This window comes from Lysobacter sp. HDW10, from assembly GCF_011300685.1.
Lineage (GTDB): Bacteria > Pseudomonadota > Gammaproteobacteria > Xanthomonadales > Xanthomonadaceae > Solilutibacter.
The window spans coordinates 1,777,744-1,799,433 of sequence record NZ_CP049864.1 but is presented as its reverse complement, the minus strand read 5'-3'; the positions used below and the strand labels follow the sequence as shown (position 1 = coordinate 1,799,433).

Here is a 21,690-nt window from a genome sequence, read left to right as displayed (position 1 = left end):
ATGTCTCCCGTTCAATGGGCCGATGGCAGCCCGATATACCGCCAACTTAAAGAAAAGGTCATCGCAATGATGCTCGAAGGTCAACTCAAACCGGGTGACGCCTTGCCTTCCGTCCGTCAAGTCGCGGCCGAATACCAACTCAATCCGATCACGGTCTCTCGCGCCTACCAAGAACTGGTGGACGACGGCATGGTCGAAAAGCGTCGCGGTATCGGCATGTATGTCACAGACGGCGCCAACACTAAACTGCGCAATAGCGAACGCGACCGCTTCCTCAAGGAAGAGTGGCCGGTTGTTCTGGAACGCATTCACTTGCTCGGGCTTGACCTGGGCGAACTACTCGATCCGAAGTCAAAATGGGGTGCAACATGAGTCAGGTCATTCAAGCCAAGGGACTCAAGAAGTCTTATAAGAAAGGGGTTAACGCGGTTGACAACGCGAACTTCAAGATTGAGAAGGGTCGCATTGTCGGCCTGATCGGTCCGAACGGTTCGGGCAAGACCACGGCGTTAAAGTCCATCCTCGGCCTCGTGCCGTATGAAGGCGAGCTCAAAGTCTTGGGTCGCGACCCGATGACCGAGCGCGACGACCTGATGAATGACGTGTGTTTCATCGCCGACGTGGCGGTGCTTCCGCGTTGGATCACGGTCGGCCAGGCTGTTGAGTTTGTAGAAGGTGTGCACCCGCGTTTTGATCGCGCACGCTTCAACAAGTTCATCGAAAACACCAAGTTGACCCCGAAAATGAAGGTCAAAGAGATGTCGAAAGGCATGATCGTGCAGCTCCACCTTGCATTGGTCATGGCCATCGATGCCAAGTTGTTGGTACTCGACGAACCCACACTCGGTTTGGATATTTTGTACCGTCGCGAGTTCTACCAACGCTTGTTGGAAGACTACTTCGATGAAGACAAGACCATCCTCATCACCACGCACCAAGTGGAAGAAATCGAGCACATCCTCACTGATTTGATCTTCATCCAAGAAGGCAAGATCGTGCTGGATGCCACGATGGAAAACCTGTCTGAGCGCTTCACTGAAGTCTTGGTCGACGCCGACAAGATGGATGCAGGTCGCGCACTCAAGCCGATCAGCGAACGCGCGATGCCGTTCGGCAAGACGGTGATGTTGTTCGACAACGTGCCCGCCGAACAATTGAATCCCTTAGGTGAATCACGGACTCCCGGTGTTGCCGACTTGTTCGTCGCAACGATGAAAGGAACCTACGCATGAACACGATGATTAAAAATCCGAGCTTGGTGCGTTCGCAATCGCACAAAACCCACACCTTGAAACTGCTCTTGAAGCGCGAGTTCTGGGAACATAAGGGCGGTTTCTTTTGGGCACCGCTCATTTCCGGCGGCATCTTCCTGTTGTTCCAATTGATTGGCGGCGGTGCATTGCATAGCGTCATGCAACGCGACAACAAGATGATTCATATCAATGGTGACACGGGTTTTTCCAAGTCTGATTGGGCGCGTGAACTTGCGCAGGCCAATGCACAAGAGCTTTCGAACCTGCGCGATGCATTGACAGGCTTCACCATGATGTCTGCCACATGGCCCATCTTTGTTTTCGGCTTTGTGGTCTTCTTCTACCTGGTTAACGCCATGTTCGAAGAACGCAAAGACAAGAGTGTCTTGTTTTGGAAATCGTTGCCGGTCTCTGATGCGGAAACGGTGATCTCCAAAGTGCTGACAGCATTGGTCGTTGCGCCTGTGATTGCCGGTCTTGCAGCGATCGTGGTGATGCTGGGCTCTATGTTGATGTTCTGCGGCTTCTTGGCACTGAACGGTGTGAACCCCTTCGTCCTGTACTTGGCCAACTTGGACTACGTGACGATTGTCGGCAGCATGCTGCTGTGGATTCCGGTTTACGCACTCTGGGCTTTGCCGACTGCAGGTTGGTTGTTGATGGTGTCAGCTTGGGCCAAGCGTGTGCCCTTCTTGTGGGCCGTCGGCATCCCGTTGTTCGTCGGTGTCCTGATCTCCTGGTTCAACCTGTTGCGCATCTTCAACGTGTCTGACAGCTGGTACTGGAAGCATATTGCAGTACGCACCTTGACCAGCGCTTTCCCCGGCAGTCACGTGTTTGAATTGGCGCGTACCGGCAACTTCACCCCCAACAAGGACTTCAACTTGCGTGAAGCTGTGCTGCAAACCTCAGGCACAGACTTGCTGATGAATCCGTCCTTGTGGATCGGCGCTGTTGCAGGTGTTGCCATGATCTACGTCGCCATCCGCCTCCGTCGCTTCCGCGACGAAGGCTGATCAAGACATCTTTGGAGACGACTATGAACAAAACTTTGCTCAGCCTCGCCACCGTTGCAGCGCTCACCGTGTTGAGCGCCTGCCAACCGCCGAGCCCGCCGCAACCACCCGCACCGCCAACCGCCCCAGGCACGGCAGGACAAGTGGACGCAAATGGCCACGCCATTCCACAAAGCGAGCTCGGTCGACAAGCTGCAAAGGCCATTGCTGAAGCCCGGGAAAAGATGGCGAAGGAAAACATCTCCATCAATGGCGGTAGCGATATCAACATCAACGGCGTCCATGTGAAGTCGGATTCGAACCTGCCAACCGCCGAAATCAGCCCGACGGGCGATTTGCTTATCGCAGGCAAGACGGTCAGCACGAATCCACAACAACGTGCGCTATTGATGCAGTACCGCAATCAGATCATCGACATTGCCAATGCCGGCATGAACATGGGCGTTCAAGGTGCGGACTTGGCCAACGAAGCAATCTCCGGCATCCCCGGCATGATTCTCGGTGGCGAAGAAGCACGCAATCGTTATGAAGCCCAGATGGAGGCCAAAGGCAAAGAAATGGAGGCGCAAGCCAAAATCCTTTGTGGCAACCTGACCCCCATGATGAAGACCCAGCAAGATTTGGCGAGCATCATGCCGGAGTTCAAGCCTTACGCGAACATCACGCAAGGCAAAATCGACGACTGCGGGAAGGATGATGTAGTCGTTAGATCTGACCCGTAAGCTTGAGCGGATCGAGCAAGCGCGTGAGTGCCGCTCGATCCAATCCGCTGTCTTCAAGGGCGACCTCTAACACGGGTCGCCCTTCTTTATAGGCGCGCTTTGCAATTGCCGCTGCGCGGTCATAACCGATGACCGGGTTCAGCGCCGTCACCAAGATCGGATTTCTTGCCAGCGCCTCATCAATCTTCTTTTTATTGACCACAAAAGAGTCAATCGCGTCATCCGCCATCGCGTAGGCCGCGTTGGTCATCAACGCAATGCCGTCCAATAGATTGTTGGCCAGCAAGGGCAACATGACATTGAGTTGGAAGTTGCCGCTCTGCCCCGCGACAGTGTTCGCGGTGTGCAGACCCATCACTTGGGCACAGCACATTGCCACGGCTTCTGGAATCACCGGATTGACCTTGCCCGGCATGATGGAGCTCCCGGGTTGCAGTGCTTCCAGTTCGATTTCCGCGAGACCGGCCAAAGGTCCGGAGTTCATCCAGCGCAAATCGTTGGCAATCTTCATGAGCGCCACGGCCAAGGTATTCAATTGCCCCGACAGTTCAACGAGATCGTCCTGCGCCGCGATGCCTTCGAACTTATTACCGGCACTCACGAACTTCACCGAACCGTGTGCATTCAAGGCGCGCACGAACTCCGTGGCAAAGCGTGGGTGTGCGTTGACACCGGTGCCTATGGCAGTCCCGCCGACAGGCAAGCGCTTGACGCGCACGAGGCTGTCTTTGATGCGATCTTCGGCGGATGCAATTTGCGCTGCCCACGCATTCAATTCTTGTGCCACGGTCAGGGGCATGGCATCCATCAAGTGGGTCCGCCCGGTCTTGGCGACACGCGTGTAGCCGCGCGCTTTGCGCAGGATTGTTTTTCTCAGATGCACGAGTGCGGGCAACAGGCCATTCGAGGCCATCAACGCACTCGACACGCGCATCGCCGTGGGAATCATGTCATTTGAACTTTGGCCCATGTTGACCTGATCGTTCGGATGCACGGGTTTACCCATGGCGCGCGAAGCCAAGCTTGCGATCACCTCATTGGCATTCATGTTGGTCGACGTGCCCGATCCGGTTTGGTAGCGGTCGATCGGGAAATGCGCGTCAAAGTAGCCGCTGGCCACTTCTAAGCCCGCGCGCTCGATCGCCTGAGCGGTCCGTATGGGCAGGGACTTCAGTTTGGCATTGGCTTGCGCGGCGACCGCTTTCAACATGCCCAAGCTGCGAATAAACTCAGGGTGCATGGGCTGACCTGATAAATCAAAATTCTCAACGGCACGCTGCGTTTGCGCACCCCAAAGCGCCTCTGCCGGCACTTCAATTTGCCCCATGCTGTCCGACAAAATGCGTGCATTTGAACGCCCTGTTTTGCTTGTCGCCATGACCCACTCCAATCCTGATGGGTTCAAGCCTACGCCTTGCACCGTTTAGAATGGGCGAATCCCGCCGTCAGTTACCACGCCCATGAGCCAACACGCCCTCACTGCCCTTTCGCCGCTGGACGGCCGTTATGCGTCGAAAGTGGATGCGCTACGCCCGATTTTTTCCGAATTCGGTTTGATCAAGGCGCGCGTCAAGGTTGAGATCGAGTGGTTGCTCGCGCTCGCAGCAGAAGGCGGGATCAGCGAATTGGCCCCCTTCTCGGATGCTGCGACCAAGCGTTTGCGCGATTTTGCAGACGGCCTTTCAACCGCCGATGCTGCGCGCGTAAAGGCCATCGAGGCGACGACCAATCACGACGTGAAGGCGGTGGAATATTTGATCAAGGAACGTCTCAAGGACGATCCGGAATTGGCGCCCGCGCTCGAGTTCGTGCATTTCGCCTGCACGAGTGAGGACATCAACAATTTGAGCTATGCCTTGATGCTACGCGATGCACGCGAACACGTGATGTTGCCGAAGCTCGACGGCCTTATTGCGTCGCTCAGGGATCTGGCGCACACGCATGCGGCACTGCCAATGCTGTCTCGTACGCATGGTCAGACGGCCTCTCCGACGACGGTGGGTAAGGAATTCGCGAACGTTGTGGCGAGACTCGACCGTCAGCGTGCCGTACTCGCGGCCACGCCGATGCCCGGAAAAATCAATGGCGCCGTCGGCAATTACAACGCCCACGTCGCGAGCTATCCCGCGATCGATTGGGTCACGTTCTCGAAGAACTTCGTCGAGTCGATGGGGCTGACGTGGCAGCCGTACACCACGCAAATCGAACCGCATGACGGCATCGCTGAAATTTCCGATGTCATGAAGCGTGTCGACACGATTCTGATCGATCTTGCGCGCGACATTTGGGGCTACATCTCGCAAGGCTATTTCAAGCAAAAGCTGAAAGAAGGTGAGGTCGGCAGCTCGACGATGCCGCATAAAGTGAACCCAATTGATTTCGAAAACGCCGAAGGCAATTTCGGGATCGCCAATGCGTTGTACGAACACTTTGCGGCCAAATTGCCGATTAGCCGCTGGCAACGTGACCTGACCGATTCAACCGTTCTGCGTGCCTTGGGCACCGCGTTTGGGCATAGCCTGATCGGATTTGACGCCTTGTCGCGCGGCCTAGGCAAGTTGGAAGTGAATCCGGAACGCTTGGCGGCCGATTTGGATGCGTCGTGGGAAGTGTTGGCCGAGGCCGTGCAAACCGTGATGCGTCGTTATGGCTTGCCTAACCCGTATGAGCAATTGAAGGCGCTGACGCGCGGCCAAGGCATCAACAAAGCCTCGATGCGCGAATTTGTGGATGCATTGGATCTGCCAGCCGACGCGAAAGCGGCACTAATAGCGATGACGCCAGGCACTTACATCGGTGTCGCTGAGGAACTCGCGCGCAAGATCTAAGCGGCGTTTGGCACTCACTTCCGTCAGTGCCCGCCACCGTCTAGCGCCTTGAGTTCGCTCACCAAGGCGCTCGCCATTTCGGCGCCGTCGCCATACAGCATGCGTGTATTGTCCGCATAGAAGAGCGCGTTCTCGATGCCGGCAAAGCCTGTGCCTTTGCCGCGCTTGATCACGATCGTGTTCTTTGAGTTCACCACGTCCAAAATTGGCATCCCGTAGATCGGTGAAGCGGGATCTGTTTTCGCGACCGGGTTCACTACGTCGTTCGCGCCGATCACCAAAGAGACATCCGTGTTGGCGAACTCGGGATTGATGTCATCCATATCGGCAATCAAGTCGTAGGGCACACCAGCTTCAGCCAGCAAGACATTCATGTGTCCCGGCATACGACCTGCCACCGGGTGGATGGCGAACTTCACTTTGACACCACGATCTTGCAAGCGTTGCGTGAGCTCCCAAATTTTGTGCTGCGCTTGGGCAACGGCCATGCCGTAGCCCGGCACAATCACGACACGTTCGGCATAAGCCATCAGCGCGGCGACGTCTGCAGCTTCAATCGGTTTCTGACTCCCGGTAATTTCCTTGGCCTCGCCGCCTGAAGGCCCGAAGTTCGAGAACAGCACGCTGACAATGGATCGATTCATGGCTTTGGCCATCAGCCGCGTCAACATCATGCCGGCCGCGCCGACCATCGTACCGGCGATGATCAAGGCATCGTTTCCAAGCACAAAGCCTTCCAACGCCACAGCCAAACCGGTGAATGCGTTGTAGAGCGAAATCACCACTGGCATGTCTGCGCCGCCAATCGGCAATGTCATGAGTACGCCCAAGGCGAGCGCCAATACGAAGAACGCAATGATCCACGGCATCTGCAGAGTCATGACCGCCAATACGCCGCAAGCAATGGCGCATATAGCCACCAAGCCGTTGACGAATTGCTGCCCAGGGAACGCAAAACGTTTGTCGAGACGTCCGTCCAACTTGGCCCACGCAATGATGGAACCGGTCAATGACACAGCCCCGATTAGGGCACCAATACCGGCGAGCGCAATCACAAAGAGCGCTTGGTAAGGCATGCTGACGACGGCAAAATCAAAACCATGCGTCGAAGCCGCCGTTAACACACGACGCATCTCGTTGTTCTTCGATACCAACTCAGCGGCGCCAATCGCAGCTGCGGAGCCACCGCCCATGCCATTGAAGAGCGCCACCATTTGCGGCATGTCGGTAATGGCGACTTTCTTTCCCCAAAACCAATTCAAGGCAACGCCCGATACGATCGCGATCAGAATCAAGGCGATGTTGTGCAAGCCGGGTAAAAAGAAGGTTGCGACTGTTGCGATCAACATGCCGACACCGGCCCACTGAATACCGCTCTGCGCAGTTTTCGGTGAACTCATGCGTTGAAGACCCAGCAAGAACAAGGTCGCCGCGACGAAGTAGCTCAACTTGATGAGTGTCATCACTTCCATCAGCGACCTGCCTTTTTGTCAGTCGCTTTGGACGACGGCTTGAACATCTCCAGCATGCGCTCGGTGACGACGTAGCCGCCTGCAGCATTGCCGGCGCCTAAAAACACCGCAACAAACCCAATCACTTTCTCGAGCGTCGTATCTGCTTGGCCCAGCATCACCATCGCGCCAATCAGAACGATGCCGTGGATAAAGTTGCTACCCGACATCAACGGCGTATGCAGGATGCTCGGCACACGAGAGATGATCACGTGTCCTGCAATTGCTGCCAACATGAAGATATAAAGTGCGGACATTGCATCGATCATGCGTGCGCTCCGGATTCGCGTTGCGGCCACACTGTTTTTTGGATGAGCTCATCGTCCCAATCCAATTGAAGCGTGCCATCTTTCAACATCAAGGCCAAGAAGTTGTAGACGTTTCTGGCAAACATTTCGCTTGCATGGATCGCGCCCATCGAAGCGAGGTCACGCGGACCCGCGATGGTCACCCCTTGGTGCGAATAGGTGTCGCCCGGACGCGTCAGACTGCAGTTGCCACCGGTTTCCGCAGCCAAATCGACGATGACACTGCCGGGCTTCATACCATCGACCATCGTCTCGGTGATGATCTTCGGCGCCGGACGACCCGGCACCGCGGCGGTACACACAATGACATCGACACCGCGAAGGTGGTCGCCCAGCCGCTGTTGTTGCAGTGCACGCTCTTCTTCTGTCAGCTGGCGCGCATAGCCACCCTCGCCTGCGGCACTGACGCCCAAGTCCAAAAACTTGCCGCCCAATGATTCGATCTGCTCACGTGTTTCAGGACGCACGTCGAAGCCTTCCACCTGTGCACCCAATCGCTTCGCCGTTGCTACCGCCTGCAGACCCGCAACACCCGCACCCACGATCAGCACTTTCGACGGTCGAATGGTGCCGGCGGCTGTCGTGAGCATCGGAAAGAACTTCGGCGCAAGTTGCGCTGCGATCAACACCGCTTTGTAGCCGGCCATCCCCGCCTGCGAACTCAGCACATCCATCGACTGTGCACGCGTTGTGCGTGGTAGTCGCTCGAGTGGAAAGCTCATCAACCCCCGAGCGCGAATCGCATCCGCGCGCGCAGACTCTGCTTCCGGATAGAGCATCCCGACCAACACGGCGCCGTGCTTCGCCTTTTGCAGAATCTCTGCGCTGGGCGATTGCACGCACACCAACGCATCTGCGCGCTGCAAGATCGTTTCTGCAGCGGCCGCAGTCGCGCCTGCTTCGCTATAGGCCGAATCAATGAAAGCAGCTGAGTCACCAAGGCCCGGTTCAAAAAGGACTTCTGCACCCAAGGCAACAAGTTTTTTGCAGGTTTCGGGCGTCAATGCAACCCGTCGTTCGTGACTCGCACCCTCGCGCAACGCCCCAACCACCACAGCCATACGCACACCTGCTGACGTGAATTGACTCCATCCTAGCAGTGGAATGCTGCACGCTGCAGCAGTCGCCTAGAATGAAGCCTTCAAACGCAACGAGCTCGTGCTATGGCCCGCAAGACAACGCCCCCTATCGAAGTGGATGCGCGTGATTTCCCTATTCTCGGCATGCCCGCGCAAAAGTTTCTCGATGTCTATTGGCAGCGCCATCCACTGCTGATTCGCAACGCGTTTCCGGACTTCGAATCACCGATCACCGCTGAAGATCTTGCGGGTCTCGCCTGCGAAGACGCAGCGCTGTCGAGAATTGTTTCACGCGATTCGAAGCGCGATACGTGGCAGGTGCGCAATGGGCCCTTCTTAGAAGATGAATTCCCGGGCATGCCACGTAAAGATTGGACCTTGCTGGTGCAAGACGTCGACAAATGGGATGCGGACGTTCGCGCGCTGCTTTATGCGTTTGAGTTTTTGCCCCGTTGGCGCATGGACGACATCATGGTCTCCTTTGCTGCACCGGGTGGATCGGTTGGAGCCCATATCGACAATTACGATGTCTTCTTGCTGCAAGGCGTCGGTCATCGTCGTTGGTTGATCGACACGCGACCAGACCCCGATCACACCTATCGAGAAGACGTGCCACTGCGCTTGCTGAAGCACTTCGCTCCGAATCAAGATTGGGTCTTAAATCCGGGCGACATGCTGTACGTACCGCCAGGCGTTCCACATCACGGCATCGGTGTAGACGCCTGCGTCACGATTTCCGTCGGCTTACGTGCCCCGTCAAGCGCGGAACTCATTGACGAACTCTCGGGCGCACTGATCTATGACGCGCCAGAATCCATCCGTTATGAAGATGCGGGCTTGAAAGTCCCGTCGGATCCCTACGAGATCGACGATGCGGCTTTGGATCGCGCCGTCGAAGCCATCCATAAACTTCGACTCGAGAATCGTGCGCAGTTCGCCGAGTGGTTTGGTCGCGTGATGTCTGCGTATCGCGTCGCGGCAAACATGGCACCGGATGCGGACAGCGCGAGCGGTTTGGATATTGTCCGCTCCATTGCCGAGGGGCATGTCTGGATTCGCCACGCGTACTCTCGCGCCGCCTGGACGCGACAAGGTAAAAACGCACAACTTTTCGTGAACGGCATGGCGTTTTCGTGCAGTGTGCGCGACGCGTCAGCGATTGCGGCCGCTGACTATCTCGATGCGGTGCTTGTGGACGCACTCAGCGACACCGGTCGCGCCATCCTGCAATCATTGGCGGACGCAGGTCACTATCTCTTGGAGGAAGACCATGAGTGATTCGACACAGTTTGATCGTTTCGACGAGTCGGAAGCTGCAGCCGAAGCCATTGCCAGGTTGATCGCCACGGCCGGCCGCGATGTGGCCGTGCATACACGTAATCTCGAACCCTCGATTTGGGAAAATCCAATCGTCATTTCAGCATTGCGTGCGTATTTGACGGACGGCGCCCAATGCAATATTCGCATTTTGATTGATGAGCCGAGTGCCTTGAACACCGGCAATACGCGCTTCATGGCCATTGCTCAGCGGCTTTCGTCGCACGTGACCCTTCGAACACCGGACCCCGAAGAAGAGCAGCTCGACCACGAAGTCGTGGTCACTGACCGCGGCGGTGTTATGAAATGGGATTTGACGACGCGAAATCGCGGTGAATTTGCCTTCGAATCACGGGCGCGCGCGCAGCAAATCTTGATGCAGTTCAATCGTGTGTGGGACCGCGCCCGTGCGTGTACTGAACTCCGCGCATTGGGTATTTGATGCACCCGTCCGTCACATGCGCCTATAATTGACAGTCCCTTCCGAGCCCCATTCAACTTTGGCGCTTATGCCTAATGAATCAAGGGCTTGACACACGTAATTGACATACGAGTACAACATTCCATGGCGGACAGCCTGATCAAGCGGTTTGGACAATCCTCGCAGCTGGGCAGCAATGCGAGCTTCATCGAGGACATGTACGAGCAATATCTCGTCAATCCGGATAGCGTAGACGCAGATTGGAAGGCCTATTTTGATGCAAGTAAGGGCCGTGAAGCGGGCGATGTGCCGCATTCCGTTATTGCTGAAACCGTAAGCAAAGCGTCGAAGCAGGCCTCAAATGCGCCGATTTCCGGCAATTTTGGCTCGGGAGATGAACGCGAGCGCAACGTTGGTCGATTGATTACGGCATTCCGTTCGCGTGGTCATATGGGCGCGGATATCGATCCGTTGGGTCTCCTTGTCAAGCCGGACGCACCCGATCTCACCTTGGGCTTCCACCGTTTGAGTGAAGCCGACGCCAATGTTGAATTCAGCACCGGCGGCGTGGGCGGCAAAACCCGCATGAAGTTGGGCGACCTGTTCGCATTGCTCAAGGCCACCTATACCGGCTCCATCGGTGCGGAGTTGATGCACATCACCGATATCGAACAACGCCGTTGGATTTACGATCGCCTTGAGGCTGCCGGCGGAAATTACGCCCTGTCGACCGACGACAAAAAACGCATCCTCGAGCGACTCACGGCCGCAGAAGGCTTGGAGCGTTACCTTGGTACGAAGTACGTCGGTCAAAAGCGCTTTTCACTTGAAGGCGGTGACACCCTGATTCCGATGCTGGACAGCACCATTCGTGGCGCTGGCGCTGATGGCATGAAGGACATCGTGATCGGCATGGCCCACCGTGGCCGCTTGAACGTACTCGTCAACACGCTCGGCAAACCGCCGCGCGTCTTGTTCAACGAATTTGAAGGCAAGTTTGAGCACCCGGATCACGACGGCGCACACACCGGTGACGTCAAGTACCACATGGGTTTCTCCGCCAACTTGGCGAGCCCCGGCGGTCCTGTCCACGTGGCTCTCGCGTTCAACCCCTCGCACCTTGAGATCGTCAATCCGGTGGTCGCGGGTAGCGTCCGCTCACGTCAGTTGCGTCGTGATGACACTGAACGCAAATGGGTCATGCCCATCCTGTTGCACGGCGATGCCGCGTTTGCAGGCCAGGGTGTCGGCATGGAATTGCTGCAGATGTCGCAAGCACGCGGCTTCAATGTCGGTGGCACCTTACATATCGTCATCAACAACCAAGTCGGCTTTACGACTTCGGCGACAGAAGACGCACGTTCGACGCTGTACTCAACCGACGTCGCAAAAATGGTTGAAGCACCGGTCTTCCATGTGAATGGCGATGACCCGGAAGCCTGTTTGTTCATCACGCACTTGGCGTTCGAATTCCGTCAGCGATTCAAGAAAGACGTCGTCGTCGATTTGGTCTGCTATCGCCGCAACGGTCACAACGAAGCCGACGAGCCGGCAGCGACGCAACCGTTGATGTACCAAAAAATCCGTTCAATGCCGACTGTGCGCGAGAAGTACGGCAAGGTCTTGGTTGCGGAAGGCGTTCTATCAGACGCTGACGTCAAAGCCATGTCGGACGCTTACCGCGACAAACTCGATGCGGGCGAAGTCACCGCAGAAGTGGTGTCCAACACCACGGATACGATGTCGCCGAATTGGGCGGCGCTGTTGAAGGGCAAGCTCACCGATAAAGTCGACACAAGCTTCCCGCGCAAAGACTTGGATGCATTGGCAGAAAAGATCAACGCGATTCCGGCTGAAGTAACTCTGCATCCGCGCGTGCAAAAGATTTACGAAGACCGTCGCAAGATGGCTGCGGGCGAACTGCCGGGTGACTGGGGTTTTGCTGAGAACCTTGCCTATGCGACCTTGCTCTCGAAGGGCAAGCGATTGCGTCTTGTGGGCCAGGACTCTGGTCGCGGCACCTTCTTCCATCGTCATGCTGTTTTGCATGACCAAAAGACTGACAACTACTACCTGCCCTTGCGCCAATTGGTCGAGAAGCCCGAAGACGCCACCATCATCGATTCTTTGCTGTCTGAAGAAGCGGTCATGGCGTTTGAATATGGCTATTCGACAACCGATCCTGACACCCTGGATATTTGGGAAGCGCAGTTCGGTGATTTCGCGAACGGTGCGCAAGTCGTGATCGATCAGTTCATCGCCTCGGGTGAAGCGAAGTGGGGTCGACTGAGTGGTCTCTCGCTCTTCTTGCCGCATGGTTATGAAGGTCAAGGTCCGGAGCATAGTTCCGCCAGACTCGAACGCTTCCTGCAACTGTGTGCACTGAATAACATGATGGTCTGTGTGCCGACGACGCCCGCACAAGCCTTCCACATGATTCGCCGTCAGTTGTGCATGGACACGCGTAAACCGTTGGTGGTGATGACGCCGAAGTCATTGCTCCGCCACAAGTTGGCTGTGTCCACGCTGGATGAATTGGCCGAAGGCACATTCCAGTTGTTGATTCCGGATGCAAACGCAGTAGCTGCGCAAGTGAAGCGCGTCGTTCTGTGTTCCGGCAAGGTCTATTACGACCTGCTGGAAGACGTGAACAAGCGTGGCCAGAAGGACGTTGCATTGATCCGTGTCGAACAGTTGTATCCGTTCCCGCGCGACATGCTGAAAGCCGAACTTGAAAAGTACAAAAACGCGCAAGATGTGATTTGGTGTCAAGAAGAACCGCAAAACCAAGGTGCTTGGTTCCAGATCCAACATCATCTGCGTGCGTGCTTGGCCAATGGCCAATCGATTACGTATGCAGGCCGCGGTCGTTCGCCTTCTCCCGCAACAGGTCATACCAATGACCACGTGATCGAACAGCAACAGTTGATTGCGGATGCACTCGTTAATGCGCCGAACCCCGGGTTCGGCGTCGAATAATTCACCTCATTTCAGACTCAGGACGCCACACATGGCCATTGAAATCAAAGTTCCGGTTCTCCCCGAATCCGTTTCGGACGCCACCATCGCCTCTTGGCACAAGAAGCCGGGTGATGCTGTCAGCCGCGACGAAAATCTTGTGGATCTGGAAACCGACAAGGTCGTGCTTGAAGTGCCCTCGCCGGCCGATGGCGTGTTGAAAGAAATCAAATTCGAAAGCGGCGCAACCGTCACCAGTCAACAAGTGATTGCCGTGATTGAAGAAGGCGCAGTTGCCGCTGCACCGTCACCGGCGCCTGCTCAGGCTGCGCAACCCGCAGCACCTGCAGCAGCAGCTCCCGCACCGGCCCCCGTCAGTGCCGCACCAGCCGCACCGGCTTCGAACGCCAATGCACAGTTGCCGCCGGGCGCACGCTTCACCGCGGAAAGCAAAGGGATTGATGCTGCAGGCGTGCAAGGCACGGGTCGTCGCGGTGCAGTCACCAAGGAAGATTTGGTGAACTACGCCAGTGGCAAGACCGCAGGCATCAGCAACAACCAATTGGCCGGCACGCAAGGCGCACGTCCGGAAGAACGCGTGCCGATGACGCGCATTCGCAAGCGCATCGCAGAACGCTTGATGGAATCGAAGAATTCCATCGCCATGTTGACCTCGTTCAACGAAGTGAACTTGAGCAAAGTCATGGCGATGCGCAAAGAGCTCGGCGAACAGTTTGAGAAAGACAATGGTATCAAGCTCGGTTTCATGAGCTTCTTCGCGAAGGCCGCCGCCAACGCGTTGGAAAAATATCCAGTCGTGAATGCCTCGGTTGATGGCGACGACGTGATCTATCACGGCTACGCCGATATTTCGGTCGCTGTGTCGACAGACAAAGGCTTGGTCACGCCGGTCCTCCGCAACGTCGAACGCATGGGTTTTGCCGACATTGAGAAAGGCATCTCCGGTTACGCCAAGGCCGCACGCGAAGGTGGCCTGAAGCTTGAAGACCTGCAAGGCGGCACCTTCACGATCACCAACGGCGGCACCTTCGGCTCGTTGTTCTCGACACCGATCGTCAACCCGCCGCAATCGGCCATTCTCGGCATGCATGCGATCAAAGAACGCGCCATTGTCGAAAACGGTCAAGTCATTGCGGCACCGATGATGTACATCGCGTTGTCGTACGATCACCGCATCATTGACGGTAAGGAAGCCGTGTTGTTCTTGGTCGACATTAAGAACCAACTCGAAAACCCGAGCCGCATGCTGCTCAGCTTGTAAGTCGCGTCAACCGTTAAAGCACTGAATAACAGGACACTGCACATGGCAGAGCAACAAGAATTCGATGTGGTAGTCATTGGTGGCGGCCCTGCGGGCTATCATGCTGCCATTCGCGCTGCACAATTGGGCTTGAAAACAGCGTGTATTGACGCTGCACTCGGCAAAGACGGACAACCCGCTCTGGGTGGTACCTGTCTCCGCGTGGGGTGTATTCCTTCGAAGGCCTTGCTCGATTCAAGTCGCCAGTATTGGAATATGGGTCATATCTTCAGTGAGCATGGCATCAGCTTTGCAGATCAGAAGATGGATGTTGGCCAAATGGTCGGCCGCAAAGACAAGATCGTGAAGCAATTCACCGGCGGCATTGCAGCACTGTTCAAGGCGAATAAAGTCGCGGCCTTCTATGGCTTCGGCACTTTGAATGCTGGCAACGTGGTGAGCGTCAAGCAACACGACGGTAGCGTCGTTGAATTGAAAGGCACGAACGTTATTCTCGCCGCAGGTTCCGATTCGATTGAGCTGCCGTTTGCAAAATTCGACGGCAAGAATATCGTCGACAACGAAGGCGCACTGGACTTTACGGAAGTCCCGAAGCGTCTCGGTGTGATTGGCGCCGGTGTCATCGGCCTGGAATTGGGCAGTGTTTGGAATCGCCTCGGTTCTGAGGTGACCGTGTTTGAAGCGATGCCGGACTTCTTGGCTGCAGCAGACAAAGAAGTCGCAAAGGTCGCTGCACGCGAGTTCAAGAAGCAAGGCCTCGATATTCGCTTAGGTACGAAGTGCACCAAGATTGAAGTGCAAAAGGACGGCGTGCATGTCTCCTTCTCCGATGCCAAAGGTGACCAAGAGATGGTCGTCGATAAGTTGTTGGTTGCCGTCGGTCGCCGCGCTGCCACAAAGAACTTGCTGGCAGAAGGTACGGGCGTGAAGCTCAACGATCGCGGTCAGATCGAAGTCGACGCACATTGCCACACCGGCGTCGATGGCGTTTGGGCCGTTGGTGATTGTGTTCGCGGCCCGATGCTTGCGCACAAAGGTTTTGAAGAAGGCATTGCAGTTGCAGAACTGATTGCAGGCCTGCCAGGTCATGTCAACTTCGATACGATTCCTTGGGTGATCTACACCGAACCGGAATTGGCTTGGGTTGGCAAAACCGAAGAACAGCTCAAGGCGGAGGGCGTCGCCTATAAGGCCGGCAGCTTCCCGTTTGCCGCTGTAGGCCGCGCGGTTGCGATGGCTGAGCCGATCGGTTTCGTCAAAGTCTTGGCGGATGCCGAAACGGATCGAGTGCTCGGCATGCACTTGATTGGACCCAATGTCTCCGAATTGGTACACGAAGGTGTCCTGACCATGGAATTTAAGGGTTCTGCTGATGATTTGGCACGCATCTGCCATGCGCATCCGAGCTTGTCAGAAGCGGTACACGATGCCGCTATGGCGGTGGCCAAGCGCGCGATTCACAAAGCCAATTAATTGACTTTCGCGTGCGGGCTTTCGAAAACGGTGCGCGCTAGCGCGCCGTTTTTGTTTCGGCCCAATCCGACACCAGACTTATACAGAGGCAAACCCTATCGATGAAGTTCACGAGTACGCACAATCCACTTTGGGCCACGAGCTCACCCATCATTGGCTTGCTGATTCTGCTTGTCGGAATCGTCGCGTCTCCTTCGATCTTCATCAACGTACTGCTGGTCGTGTGCCTGACCATTTGCGTCATTGCCGCGGTTCATCATGCGGAAGTGATTGCGCATCGCGTGGGCGAACCCTATGGCACATTGGTGCTCGCCTTGGCTGTGACAGCGATTGAAGTCGCACTCATCGTTTCAATGATGATCGCCGGTGGCGAAAATTCCGGCACATTTGCGCTGGCGAGAGACACCGTATTCGCGGCCGTGATGCTGATATTGAACGGCATTATCGGCTTCAGTTTGCTCGCCGGTAGTCGCAAGCATCACACGCAAACGTATCAAATTGACAGCATCACAGCGGCCCTGATTACTTTGACCGCCATCGTCACTTTGACCTTGGTCCTTCCGAACTACACCAGCAGTTCTCAAGGTCCCACGTACACAAGCTCGCAACTGTTATTCGTCGCCATTGTGACCTTGGTGCTCTTTGTCGCGTTTACGGTCTTTCAAACGATCGATCACCGCGACTACTTCTTGCCACTCGTTGAAGGGAAACCCGCAGATGAGTCCGTTGGCGATATCGACAAGCCGAGCAAAGGCGAAACGATCACAAGCCTCGTGCTTTTGCTGATTGGCCTGGCAGTCGTCGTGATCTCGGCAAAGAAACTCGCGCCCACGTTAGAACTGGGTCTTGAAGCCGTCGCAGCCCCACGCTCTGTAGTCGGCATTCTCATTGCCATGATCGTCTTGTTGCCCGAAGGTGTGGCTGCCGTGCGCGCCGCCCTCAATGACCGAGTTCAAACGAGTCTGAATCTTGCTGCAGGTTCTGCGATTGCAAGTATCGGTCTGACGATCCCAACGGTTGCAGCACTTGCTTTGATCATGGGTTGGCCACTTGAGCTAGGCCTTGATCAAAAATCCTCCATGCTCCTGCTCATCAGTCTGTTCATTACTTCGATTTCTCTACGAACGGGTAAGACCAACAAGCTTATCGGCATGGTGCATATCACCTTGCTTGCGGTCTATTTGTTTATGAGCGTTGTGCCTTAACGCTGTTATTTGGAGTGTGAAATGAAGAAGATCTGTGTCTACTGCGGTGCCAATACGGGCGCCCGCCCCGCCTACACTACCGCAGCGCGCTTGTTGGGCGAGCGCATCGCAAAACAAGGCTATGCCTTGGTGTATGGCGGCGGCAATGTGGGTTTGATGGGGCAAGTCGCGGATGCGACGCTTGCAGCAGGTGGCGAGGTCTATGGTGTGATTCCACAGCAACTTGTGGATTGGGAAGTCGCGCACAAAGGCCTGACTGAACTGATCGTCGTCGATAGCATGCACACGCGAAAGATGCGCATGTTTGAGATGGCGGATGCATTCATCGCACTTCCAGGTGGCTTCGGCACCTTAGATGAAATGTTTGAAATGCTCACGTGGCGGCAGTTGGGTCTTGGCGAAAAGCCCTGTGCGTTTTTGAGTGTAGAGGGGTTTTGGCAACCGCTCATGACAATGATCGACGCACTTGTTCAAGAGCGCTTCTTGCACGAAGACCAGCGCAACGATCTATGGCATGGTGAAGACATGGATGACTTGTTTACTTGGATCGCCAACTACACACCGGCGCATGCTGACAAATGGTTGGATGAAAAGCGTCGAAGTCAATTGAAGCACCTGGAGGATACCTAAACCATGCGCACTTTCAGGGCGTTTAGAATTCGCGATGACGAACAGGGCTATCGCGCGGGCATTGAGTCCGTCACCTTGGACGATCTGACCGATGGCGAAGTCGACATCAAAGTGGCGTGGTCGTCGATCAATTTCAAAGATGCACTGGCGGGTACTGGCCAAGGCAAGATCTTGCGCCAATTTCCATTGAACGGCGGCATTGATGTCGCAGGCACTGTCGTCGCTTCGCGCGATCCCAAGTTCAAGGAAGGAGACGAAGTGCTGGTCACCGGATGTGGCCTGAGCGAAACCCGCGATGGGGGTTATGCCGAATACGCACGATTGGAATCCAAATGGGTCATCCCCTGCCCTAAAGGCTTGACGCTCAAACAAAGCATGATTCTGGGCACAGCAGGCTTTACGGCTGCGCTCGCGCTCTACCGGATGCAAGACAACCGACAAACACCCGAGCTCGGACCCATTGCCGTGACGGGCGCCACAGGGGGTGTCGGATCGCTGGCATTGGCAATTTTTTCGCGCGCGGGCTTTACCGTGCACGCCATCAGCGGCAAAGCGGACCAAGCCGATTATTTGAAGCGCCTGGGTGCGACCGAAGTCTTGGGTCGAGATGCCTTGGCGACTAAACGCCCGATGGAGTCCGCACGCTTCGGTGGCGCTTTGGATAATGTCGGCGGCCCGATGCTCAACAGCCTGTTGGCGCAGACCGTGCCTTACGGAAACGTGGCGACGGCGGGACTGGCCGCCACTGCGGAGCTGCCCACCACGGTGATGCCTTTCATCATTCGCGGTGTTTCTCTGCTAGGTGTCGCTTCAGCAGGCACTGAGCGCGCCATTCGAGAGGCCATTTGGGAAAACTTGGCCTCCAAGTGGAAGCCTGAGCACCTGGATAGCATCGCGACCGAGACCGTTGATCTGGATGGCCTCCACCCCATCTTCGAGCGTATGCTGGCGGGTCGTTCAATTGGACGCACGCTTGTGCGAATTGACGCATCCACGTTGTAAACTGAGCCAAGTTTCTGGGAAAACCGCATGTCACACATCCTGATCGTCGACGACTCACCTTCGCAAGTTTTAGGCTTGCAACGCATTCTTGAGAAGATGGGCCATCAAGTCAGCTCTGCTGAAGATGGCGCTGCTGGTGTTCAAGCAGCGAAAGACCTCTTGCCTGACTTGATTTTGATGGACGTGGTCATGCCGAATTTGAACGGCTTTCAAGCCACGCGTGCGATTTCACGCGAACCCACTACGGCGCATATTCCCGTGATCTTGGTGACCACTAAAGATCAGGAAACCGACAAAGTGTGGGGCATGCGCCAGGGCGCCAAGGCTTATGTCACAAAGCCTTTTAGCGAATCAGAGCTGCAAGCTTCAATTAACGCATTCTTGTCGCCGGCAGGCTGATAGTTCAACGCACCTTTTAGCTTGAAAATGCACTTTGAAGAGACGCGTATGCGTCTCTTTGTGCATCGGTCACCGGCACAGGTGCGACGATTTCCAGTTCCACAATCTGATCACCGGGTGTGGCACCGGGCAAACCTCGCCCGCGAAGGCGCAACTTTTTGCCGGCTTCCGAGCCCGGCGGAATTTTGAGGTCCACGTGACCGCCTAAGGTAGCCACACTGATATTGCCGCCTAGGGCTGCTTGCCAAGGCATGATCGGCACGATGTAGAGAATATTGCGCCCATCGACTTCAAAGTCGGGATGCGCCGCGTACTCCACTTCAAGCAGCAAGTTGCCACCGTTCCTGCCTTGGCCCGGCAGTCGAATCACTTGGCCTTGTCGAATGCCTTTCGGAATCTTGATGTCGAGTGCTTTCTCGCCCACGCTGATTCGAATGGAATCACCTTTATAAACCGCCTCCAATGGCACGCTCAATTTCGCACGCGTGTCACCACTGGGTCTGGCACCTTGCGAAGGACCCCCGCGTCCGCGACCTCGCCCGAACATCTGTTCAAAGAAATCACTGAATCCGCCACCCGCACCACCCCCGGCGAAAATCTCTTCGAAGTCGAACCCTTCCTGACCGCCGCCACGATAGCCCGCCCCAGGCGGAGGAACGTCTTGTCCCGGTCGATATCCAGCCGATTTCAACTGGTCATAATGCGCACGCTTCTCGGGATCACGAAGCGCCTCATAGGCTTCATTGACCTCTTTGAAACGTTCTTCTGCACCCGCTTCTTTACTCACGTCCGGGTGAAACTTGCGCGCCAAACGACGATAAGCCGTCTTGATTTCGGCCTCACCTGCGCTGGGTTCAACACCCAAGATGGCGTAATAGTCCTTGAATTGCATATCCAGTCCAGATCCGGCGTTTCTGCACCATTATCCAATGTCCCGCGGCAGTTGCAGGTGAATCCTTGCTGATGCGATGACATCCGCTCGGCCGATTGCTTGCCGTTGTACACGCGGCCTTTCCAGCCTCGTGCATAGACTTGTGATTCGATCAATAGGACATTGCTATGACCATCTCTGTGGGTGACACCTTGCCGGCTACGCGTGTGGAATTTGTTGGAAACGCGCCGGGCGCCGCAACCGAAGTGACTGAGCTCGGCGAATTCGCCGCCGGTCGAAAGCTGGTGCTGTTTACCGTCCCGGGTGCATTCACCCCCACCTGCTCTGAGCAACATTTGCCGGGCTATGTGGAACACTTTCAAGCCTTCAAGGACAAGGGCGTTGATGTCGCCTGCGTCTCTGTGAATGACAAGTTCGTGATGCAAGCTTGGGCGCAATCAAGAAACGTGCCTGACGGCATGCGGATGATCGCCGATGGCAATGGCGACTTGGTCAAAGCCTTGGGCTTGGACTCCGACTTCAGTGCCTACGGCATGGGCACGCGCGGCAAGCGATTCGCACTGTACGCGGAAAACGGCGTCGTCCGGGCACTGGAAGTTGAGGCACCCGGAGAAATGCGCGTATCGAGCGCCGAGAACATGTTGACCCATATTTCCTAATCGGATTGAGGAGCGAACTTTATGGCTACAAAGAAAGTGACTAAGAAGGCAGTTGCAAAAAAAGCAGTTGCAAAAAAAGCAGTCGCCAAAAAATCCGCCGCAAAGAAAGCGACAGCCAAACGCGCTAGCGCGACGGACCCGAAGCCCACCGCAGCCCGCTCAGTGAACGTGTCTTACGCCAGTGAAGCATTTACCGATGTCGCGACTTTACGTGCGAACGCGCGGAAAAATATTGATCAAGGTGCAGTGACCGATAGCTATGGTGCCGACCGCAAGTTGGTGATTGAGCTACTGAATGAAGCACTCGCAACCGAATGGGTTTGCGTGCTCCGCTATCTGCGTCACTACTTCACGGCTTCCGGCATGTTGGCGGATTCCGTCAAGGCCGAATTCCTCGAGCATGCGCAGCAAGAACAAGCGCACGCCGACATGATTGCCGAGCGCATCGTTCAATTGGGCGGCTCACCGGATTTCAATCCGGACACCCTCACCCAGCGTTCGCACGCCGAGTACAAAGAAGGCTCGAACCTGAAAGATATGGTCAAGGAAAACTTGATCGCTGAGCGTATCGCTATCGACAGCTATCGCGAGATGATCAACTACATCGGTGATCGTGACACGACCACCAAGCGCATGCTGATGGAAATTCTCGCGCAAGAAGAAGAGCATGCAGACGACTTCGCCGATCTACTGAACGGCTGGGTCGGAAGCTGAAGCATCCGCACCCCTTTTCGC

Annotated in this window: 21 protein-coding genes; 16 read left to right on the top strand and 5 right to left on the bottom strand. The window is 55.9% G+C overall.

Going from position 1 to position 21,690, the window contains the following annotated elements:
• From G7069_RS08710 to G7069_RS08695, 4 genes are read left to right on the top strand one after another with little or no spacing between them, the layout of a single operon-like run.
• On the top strand, nt 1-372 hold the full coding sequence (locus G7069_RS08710) for a GntR family transcriptional regulator (RefSeq protein WP_166296600.1): 372 nt from the start codon (nt 1-3) through the stop codon (nt 370-372).
• The gene (locus G7069_RS08705) at nt 369-1,232 is read left to right on the top strand and encodes an ABC transporter ATP-binding protein (RefSeq protein WP_166296597.1); all 864 of its coding nucleotides are present in this window, start codon (nt 369-371) and stop codon (nt 1,230-1,232) included. The genes G7069_RS08710 and G7069_RS08705 overlap by 4 nt, the downstream gene beginning before the upstream one ends.
• Complete coding sequence (locus G7069_RS08700; protein ID WP_166296594.1) at nt 1,229-2,269, top strand: hypothetical protein; 1,041 nt, start codon at nt 1,229-1,231, stop codon at nt 2,267-2,269. The genes G7069_RS08705 and G7069_RS08700 overlap by 4 nt, the downstream gene beginning before the upstream one ends.
• 23 nt (nt 2,270-2,292) lie before the next feature.
• Nucleotides 2,293-2,991 (top strand): YggN family protein, encoded by a 699-nt coding sequence (locus tag G7069_RS08695; RefSeq protein ID WP_166296591.1) that lies wholly within the window; start codon nt 2,293-2,295, stop codon nt 2,989-2,991.
• Here the strand turns inward: G7069_RS08695 and G7069_RS08690 are convergent.
• Complete coding sequence (locus G7069_RS08690) at nt 2,975-4,369, bottom strand: class II fumarate hydratase (protein WP_240912545.1); 1,395 nt, start codon at nt 4,367-4,369, stop codon at nt 2,975-2,977. The two genes, G7069_RS08695 and G7069_RS08690, sit on opposite strands and share 17 nt — an antisense overlap.
• Nucleotides 4,370-4,451: 82 nt before the next feature.
• Between G7069_RS08690 and purB the strand changes: the two genes are divergently transcribed.
• Nucleotides 4,452-5,819 carry an adenylosuccinate lyase gene (gene purB / locus G7069_RS08685; RefSeq protein ID WP_166296588.1) on the top strand — a complete coding sequence of 456 codons (1,368 nt, stop codon included), beginning with the start codon at nt 4,452-4,454 and terminating at the stop codon, nt 5,817-5,819.
• A 23-nt stretch (nt 5,820-5,842) separates the two neighbouring features.
• Here purB and G7069_RS08680 read toward each other — a convergent pair whose 3' ends face one another.
• From G7069_RS08680 to G7069_RS08670, 3 genes are read right to left on the bottom strand one after another with little or no spacing between them, the layout of a single operon-like run.
• Nucleotides 5,843-7,291, bottom strand: coding sequence for an NAD(P)(+) transhydrogenase (Re/Si-specific) subunit beta (locus G7069_RS08680; protein WP_166296585.1), 1,449 nt, complete (start codon nt 7,289-7,291; stop codon nt 5,843-5,845).
• Nucleotides 7,291-7,587: an NAD(P) transhydrogenase subunit alpha gene (locus G7069_RS08675; protein ID WP_240912543.1), complete on the bottom strand. Its 297-nt coding sequence runs from the start codon at nt 7,585-7,587 to the stop codon at nt 7,291-7,293. The genes G7069_RS08680 and G7069_RS08675 overlap by 1 nt, the downstream gene beginning before the upstream one ends.
• 8 nt (nt 7,588-7,595) lie before the next feature.
• On the bottom strand, nt 7,596-8,699 hold the full coding sequence (locus tag G7069_RS08670; protein ID WP_166296579.1) for an NAD(P) transhydrogenase subunit alpha: 1,104 nt from the start codon (nt 8,697-8,699) through the stop codon (nt 7,596-7,598).
• 102 nt (nt 8,700-8,801) lie between these two features.
• Here G7069_RS08670 and G7069_RS08665 point away from each other — a divergent pair, with 102 nt between their 5' ends.
• The 9 genes from G7069_RS08665 (at nt 8,802) to G7069_RS08625 (ending at nt 19,404) form a co-directional block, all read left to right on the top strand.
• The gene (locus tag G7069_RS08665; protein WP_166296576.1) at nt 8,802-9,995 is read left to right on the top strand and encodes a cupin domain-containing protein; all 1,194 of its coding nucleotides are present in this window, start codon (nt 8,802-8,804) and stop codon (nt 9,993-9,995) included.
• On the top strand, nt 9,988-10,476 hold the full coding sequence (locus G7069_RS08660; protein ID WP_166296573.1) for a hypothetical protein: 489 nt from the start codon (nt 9,988-9,990) through the stop codon (nt 10,474-10,476). The genes G7069_RS08665 and G7069_RS08660 overlap by 8 nt, the downstream gene beginning before the upstream one ends.
• A 123-nt stretch (nt 10,477-10,599) precedes the next feature.
• On the top strand, nt 10,600-13,434 hold the full coding sequence (locus G7069_RS08655) for a 2-oxoglutarate dehydrogenase E1 component (RefSeq protein WP_166296570.1): 2,835 nt from the start codon (nt 10,600-10,602) through the stop codon (nt 13,432-13,434).
• 31 nt (nt 13,435-13,465) lie between these two features.
• A complete protein-coding gene (sucB, locus tag G7069_RS08650) occupies nt 13,466-14,695 on the top strand; it encodes a dihydrolipoyllysine-residue succinyltransferase (RefSeq protein ID WP_166296567.1) in 1,230 nt (409 codons plus the stop codon).
• 42 nt (nt 14,696-14,737) lie between these two features.
• Entirely contained in the window at nt 14,738-16,168 is a 1,431-nt protein-coding gene (gene lpdA, locus G7069_RS08645) for a dihydrolipoyl dehydrogenase (RefSeq protein WP_166296564.1), read from the top strand.
• 101 nt (nt 16,169-16,269) lie between these two features.
• Nucleotides 16,270-17,373 (top strand): ionic transporter y4hA, encoded by a 1,104-nt coding sequence (locus G7069_RS08640; RefSeq protein WP_166296561.1) that lies wholly within the window; start codon nt 16,270-16,272, stop codon nt 17,371-17,373.
• 21 nt (nt 17,374-17,394) lie between these two features.
• Entirely contained in the window at nt 17,395-18,003 is a 609-nt protein-coding gene (locus G7069_RS08635; RefSeq protein ID WP_166296558.1) for a TIGR00730 family Rossman fold protein, read from the top strand.
• Nucleotides 18,004-18,006: 3 nt separating this feature from the next.
• Nucleotides 18,007-19,005 (top strand): YhdH/YhfP family quinone oxidoreductase, encoded by a 999-nt coding sequence (locus tag G7069_RS08630; protein WP_166296555.1) that lies wholly within the window; start codon nt 18,007-18,009, stop codon nt 19,003-19,005.
• Between the two features lie 27 nt (nt 19,006-19,032).
• Nucleotides 19,033-19,404, top strand: coding sequence for a response regulator (locus G7069_RS08625; protein WP_166296552.1), 372 nt, complete (start codon nt 19,033-19,035; stop codon nt 19,402-19,404).
• Between the two features lie 16 nt (nt 19,405-19,420).
• On the opposite strand, the gene G7069_RS08620 is transcribed toward G7069_RS08625, so the two are convergent.
• On the bottom strand, nt 19,421-20,296 hold the full coding sequence (locus G7069_RS08620) for a DnaJ C-terminal domain-containing protein (RefSeq protein ID WP_166296549.1): 876 nt from the start codon (nt 20,294-20,296) through the stop codon (nt 19,421-19,423).
• A gap of 167 nt (nt 20,297-20,463) precedes the next feature.
• On the opposite strand from G7069_RS08620, the gene G7069_RS08615 reads away from it, so the two are divergent.
• On the top strand, nt 20,464-20,955 hold the full coding sequence (locus G7069_RS08615; protein WP_166296546.1) for a peroxiredoxin: 492 nt from the start codon (nt 20,464-20,466) through the stop codon (nt 20,953-20,955).
• 21 nt (nt 20,956-20,976) lie between these two features.
• Nucleotides 20,977-21,669, top strand: coding sequence for a ferritin-like domain-containing protein (locus G7069_RS08610; protein WP_166296543.1), 693 nt, complete (start codon nt 20,977-20,979; stop codon nt 21,667-21,669).
• The last annotated feature ends 21 nt before the right edge of the window (nt 21,670-21,690 follow it).